This is a genomic window from Finegoldia magna (assembly GCF_003182075.1).
GTDB classification, from domain to species: domain Bacteria; phylum Bacillota; class Clostridia; order Tissierellales; family Peptoniphilaceae; genus Finegoldia; species Finegoldia magna.
The window spans coordinates 1-6,381 of the sequence record NZ_QGTH01000038.1 but is presented as its reverse complement, the minus strand read 5'-3'; the positions used below and the strand labels follow the sequence as shown (position 1 = coordinate 6,381).

At 32.4% G+C, this 6,381-nt stretch carries 1 protein-coding gene and 1 pseudogene; both read right to left on the bottom strand.

Annotated elements, in window-relative coordinates; genetic code table 11:
- Positions 1–4,400, bottom strand: a pseudogene (locus DES33_RS09260) (Eco57I restriction-modification methylase domain-containing protein); the annotation flags it as partial.
- Positions 4,401–6,033: 1,633 nt separating this feature from the next.
- A partial coding sequence (locus tag DES33_RS09255; RefSeq protein ID WP_211305694.1) for a DNA cytosine methyltransferase occupies positions 6,034–6,381 on the bottom strand: 348 nt, incomplete at its 5' end.

The following is a 6,381-nucleotide window of genomic DNA, read 5'->3' as shown; positions in this document are numbered from 1 at the left end:
AACAATTCATCTTTTTGTTTGTCTGTATCTGCTTCGTGGATAAAGGCTATTTCTTCTTTAGGTATTCCCATATTCACTAGCTTATTTCTAATATCATCATAGATATTAAATTCTCCATCTCCTTTTGGTGTAGACATATCTGAAAATACTAATTGGGTCGATGAATTTTCTTTTGTCTTATCCCAGATCGAAAAGATATTTTTTACACATACATTAACTTTTGAATTAGGATCATCGGGAAGTAGTGGATTTATTAATCTTTGATCAAGGGCAAGTTTTTTACCATCATTTGTAATCTTTAGCATGTTATCTTCTGTTGGCTCGACTTGGTTATTTCTAACTGCGTCAGCTCTTTCTGAAATAGTTTCTAATATTTCTTTTTGTTCCTCAGTAGGCTTTGTTTTAATAACTTCAAAATTTGCTTCTGGTACTGGCAAATTTAACATATCTGAAGTCTTTATATCTGCTACTTCTTTAAACATGCTCATCAGTTCTGGCAAGTTATAAAACTTTGAAAATCTTGTCTTTTGCCTATATCCAGTGCCTTCTGGAGATAATTCAAAGGTGTTTTCTGTTTCTCCAAAAGTAGAAGCCCAGGCATCAAAATGTTCTAATCCTCTTGCCTTTAAATCGTCATATTGAAGGTATCTTTGCATGGTATAAAGCTCTGTCATTGAATTTGATATTGGTGTACCAGTAGCAAATACAACTCCCTTGCCATCTGTCATTTCATCCACATACCTACATTTCATATACATATCCGAAGACTTAAAGGCTTCACTCTGACCGATACCAGCTACATTTCTCATCTTGGTATGCAAGAATAAGTTTTTGTAATTATGAGCTTCGTCTATAAATAACTTATCTACTCCTAGTTCTTCAAAGGTAATTACATCATCTTTTTTAAAATCATCATTTAGTTTTTCAAGTCTTACCAAGAGTTTTTTCTTTGTCTTTTCCAGTTGTTTTACTGTGAAATTTTCCCCTCTATTTCTTTTATTCTCGTCAATAAAGGAAACTATATCATCTATTTGGTCTTGTATATGCCTTACCTGGTATTCCTTGGACATTGGTATTTTTTCAAATTGAGAGTGTCCTATGATGACTGCATCATATTCTCCCGTTGCGATCCTACCAATAAATCTTTTCCTGTTTTTTGGTTGAAAATCTTTTTTATCGGCCACCATAATATTTGCTGACGGATATAATTGCATAAACTCTCTCCCGATTTGAGTGGTTAGATGGTTTGGAACTACAAATAATGATTTACTTGCAAGTCCTAACTTTTTAGATTCCATAGCAGAAGCTACCATTTCAAAAGTTTTTCCTGCTCCTACTACATGGGCAAGTAGTGTATTTCCACCATAAAGAGTCCTTGCTATGGCGTTTTTTTGATGTTCTCGAAGTCTTATTTCAGTATTCATTCCATCAAAAGTTAAGTTAGAGCCATCAAATTCTCTATTTCTAATTGAATTGAATTTTTCATTATAAATCTTTTCTAGCTTATATCTTCTATCAGGATCTTCAAATATCCAATTCTTAAATTCTTCTTTAATCAGTTCTTGCTTTTGACTTGCAAGCATAGTTTCTTTTTTATTTAATACAGAAGTCTTAGACCCATCATCATTTATTACTTGGTCAAATACCTTTGTATCTTTTAGATTAAGAGCATTTTCAATTAGCTTATAGGCATTTACTCTACTTGTACCATAAGTCATGTTAGCAAGGTCATTAGACGAGTCAACACTTTTGCCTTCAATATTCCATTCACTTGTGTGTGGCGAGAACCTAACATTTATATTCCACCTATCATAACCAGGTGTTTTTAAAAGATTAAAGGTAAAATCTTCTATATCTTTCTGAGGTATCCATGTTGCTCCTAACCTTACATTTATATCAGAAGCAGTGAGTTCTTCAGGCATAACTTCTTGTAATTTCTCTCTTTGATATTTGAGTTTACCTAACTCGTTTAATAATGTGTCTTTCTTTTCAGAAGGTGCTAAATCTATTACATTTTCAATTTCTCCGATATATGAATTGAGGTAACCAATCTTTTCTCTAATATTGCCACTTAGATACTCATCAGCAGATACATATGAAAAATGAAATGAATCGTCATTGTTAAAGTTTTCAAAGGGCATTCTGTTATTTATTAGGTCTGTGTCCTTAATGTCTAAAAATATCTCGCCCTCAAGCTCACCAATTAAGGTGTCCCTATCCTTATTTGTTATAGATTCCATATATTCAAAGTCTACATATCCCTTTTGTGAAACTGATAAGACTAAGGCTTCAAGTGAAGTGTCTACATGGTCTACTACTTTTGCCTTTGTTATTGTTCTTTTTGAAAATATATCACTCTTAGCTTTGAAATTATCCTCATCATCAAGTATTTCTATTGATGATACCAAAGGAAAGTTTGAGTCTTCCTTTAAGGCTCTAGTATTTGATAAGGAGTTAATAAAGCCATGTTTCTTTGAAAAGTTATCATAGACTTCATTTAACTTTGCTTGTGATTCTTTTATTTCTTCATCAGAAAAATCGTCCTTTTGTTTTTCTATTACATCTTTTAAAGCATTCATTACATCAAGATAATCTTTTATTTTCTCTTTATTTTTATCTGATATATTCTGCTTAATTAAGACTGAGTTTTCTCTTAGGTAGACTTCTTCATCAATGATGGTATAGGAAAAATTCTTAACATCATCTGTTGCTGGAAGACTTAATTCTTCATCTTCCAATAGTTCGACCTCTTCATATTTTGAGTTTGAAGATATTTCCTTACTTGCAAGATCCATTAAATCTTTTAACTTTTCATCTTCTTTTTCATCACAAGTAATAGTATTTCCAAATCTTCCAGATACTTCTTTCATATCGCCTAATACCATCTGAGGATTATCTACAAAGTATTTATTATAAGTCAAACCCTTTTTATCAGTTGCTAGGTGTATCCAATCGTCATCTCTTTCTATAACCGAATCTCTCTTTTTTAAGAAAATAATATCTGAAGTAACTTCTGTACCAGCAATACCTTTAAATGTTGTATTAGGAAGCCTCATAGCTCCTAAAAACTCACATCTTGCATTAATATATTTTCTAACAGATTCATCTTTTTTATCCATAGTTCCAGATGATGTTATGAAGGCGATAATTCCTCCATTTCTTACCTTATCTATTGACTTTGCAAAAAAATAATCGTGAATCAGAAAGTTATTTCTGTTATATTCACGATCGTTAACTTCAAAATCTCCAAAGGGAACATTTCCAATTACTAAATCAAAGAAATTGTTTGAGAAGTTTGTTTCTTCAAAGCCTTTAATTTGAATATTTGCTTCAGGATAAAGCTCCCTTGCTATTCTTCCGCTTAGACTATCTTTTTCTACTCCATAGACTTTAGAACTTCGTATTTCACTTGGCATATTACCAATAAAATTACCGACTCCTGCAGATGGTTCAAGGATATTTCCATTCTTAAATCCCATATCTGTTAGTGTCTTATATATTCCATCCATTACCTCTCTAGGTGTATAAAAGGATGTTAAGGTAGACTCTTTAGCATTCAAATACTCTTCATTCGTTAGATTTTCTTTTAAAATATTTCTTGCTTCAAGCCATTGCCCTCCTTTTTCTTCATCAAAGACATCGGCAAGACCACCCCAACCTAAATAATCAGCAAGATAGGCTTGTTCATACTCTCTTGGACTCCTATTTTCATTTTCAAGTTTTTTGAGCATTTTAATAGCTTTTATATTTTTATCTAGCTTTTCTGATTGTGTTAGGTATTCTGAGTAGATATGATTTTTCAAATCATAATTTCTAGCAAAACTTAACTTTTCCTTATTAGGTTCATATCCTAAATTTTTTAAATCTTCTTTACCCCTCAATAAGTTTTCGGCTGCTTGTCTTGGGACATTATACCTATCCATCATTTGGTCAATTTCAGGATTGTGGTCATCAATAAAGCTTTCTTGCTCTACTTGTCTTTCAATTTGTTTTTCATGCTCAGATAATTTGTATATCTCATAATTTCCACTATCTAAAAGGTCATCAATCTTTCTACTCTCTTCAAATGTTTCACCCTTATATAAGGTAAATTCTTCTCCATTAACTTCTACTTTAGTTTCTGTTTCAATTAAGTTAATTCCATCAAAGGTATTCTCATCTTCTAAAATAAATTCCTTACCAACTTTTACTGCTAGTTTTTCTGATGTTTGACTTAGATTTTCAAAGATTTCTTCAAGGTATGAATCGTTTCTATATGGAATTACTTCCGAACCCCTAATCATACCTCCCATATATTCCATATTATCTCTGATAGTGACAGTTTTAAGTCCTCCACTTAGTTCATCAAAATCTGTAATTGTAAAGTCCTTATCTTTATATCTAACTTGATCGCCTATCTTAAACTTAGGCTCTATATTTTCCTTAACTTCTTCTTGTAATGATTTTTCCTCACTTAATGCAACTTGTTCTTCTAAATATGAAAATTCACGCTCATTTACTTCTTCACCATCACCAAGGTCAATCCTATAATGCTCGACAACTTCTCCGTCTACATAGTGGTCAAAATAGAATTTGAAATATCCGATATAATCATCAGTCATTTCTCCAAATTCATTTTCTCCATGAGTTTGATTATGGTCTTTAACATCTATATCCTTTTGTCTTAGGATATTGATTAAGTCTTTAGTTACTATCTGCCCACTATAATCGGGAACTAATTCGTGGTTTTCATTAAATTCTACAATCCAGTAATCTTTTCTATTTTTAGTGTTTTTGTCATCAAAAAAAGAAGCTTCATCAGCTTCCTTTTCTTGGCTTATTTCATTTTCTAAGCTTCTACGTATTCCTTGATTGCCATTTTCTTCACTGTTGCCATCAAGTTGTTCATCTGTCCTTGGTATTCTTCTGGATTCTCTCTTTTCATCTTCTCTGTCAATCCTTGTGCTTTCATCATCTTGACTTTCTCTCTCTTGATATAGTCCACTGCCTGAGTCTGAATTTCCTTCAGGTGGTTCAAAAGTGTTTTCTCCTCGTACATTTTCTGAAGTTTCTTCCAGTTCTCCATGTCCTCGCTCCCTACCAGGTAAGACAGTCTTAGAACTGCGTATGTTGGATTCGGGAATCTCTCCATAAATTCCAGATCCTTCTCCATCATGTCCAAGGTTTTCTCTTCGATCTTCATCGCTATTTCCTCTGTCGCTTCCATCTGTGAAAACTCGTCCATCTCTACTTCTTGACCTATCATCTCGTCTATATAAATCATTTTGACCTCCTCTATCTTCATTTGTATTTTCTATATCTCTATTATAGTCGGCTGCGGCCCTTTCTGTCAGCAGCCTAGCACGATCCATTTCCTTAGATTTTTCTATTGTTCTATCTATAATATCTTCGCTAACTCTTGATATTACAAGACCTATCTGCTCTAAAGAAATTGTATTAATCCTAGAAAAATTATTTTTTAAATTTTCCAAATCCATAGGATAGACTGTATTAAACCTATTAGCTACTGCATAGGATATTGAGTCTCTCATAAACTTTTCAAAACTCAGTCTATCCTCTATATCTATTCTCAAATCAGCAAGAGCCAAGTTAATGTATTCATCTCCATAAATTCGACTTAAAGAAAATATATTTTCATTGATTGAATCACTAGCTTCAAATGAAGAATCTCTTATTATTTCTTTTAAAGCCTCCTTATGGTTTTCGTGGTCAAACTGCCATAAGCTAACCTCATTAATATTCCTATCCATTGATGTTGTCTGACTAATATCAAAGATGTATGAAACTCTTTGACTTACATCACTTCCAACTAAAATTGGAATTCCCTTTTGACCTCTCATAACAACTCGACCAAAATATTTCTTCCACATGTCAAAAGTCGCACAAGCTCTAGCTTCAGGTTCTTTGTTATATATACTTAGTTGGCTAGAAAAATCATATTTCTGATTGTTACCTATAACCTTTAAGAGTTTTAAATATTCATTTTCATCTTGCAAAACTTCATACTTTATTGCTTCTTGTATATTCTTAAAATCATTTACTTGCATTTCCTACCTCCATTCTATGAATTTCTTTTATAATAGCCATTAAAACATCAACCACAATTGAATTGCCGGCCTGCTTATATAGCTTGCTTGAAGTACAATTTTTTCTTCTTGGATGTGCTTCTTCAAGTTTGTTAATATCACTGTCATCAAAACCCATGAGTCTTAGGCATTCTCTTTCTGTTAAATACCTGTACTGACCTTTTCCAATATCTATTATTCCAGAATTGGGTACCCTCATTTGTTTTGTAGAAATAGTATAAGAAAAATCTTTAATCACTTTTAGTCGCCCTCTAAAACTGTTATCTATGCCTTTATTTAAAAATTTCAGCATATA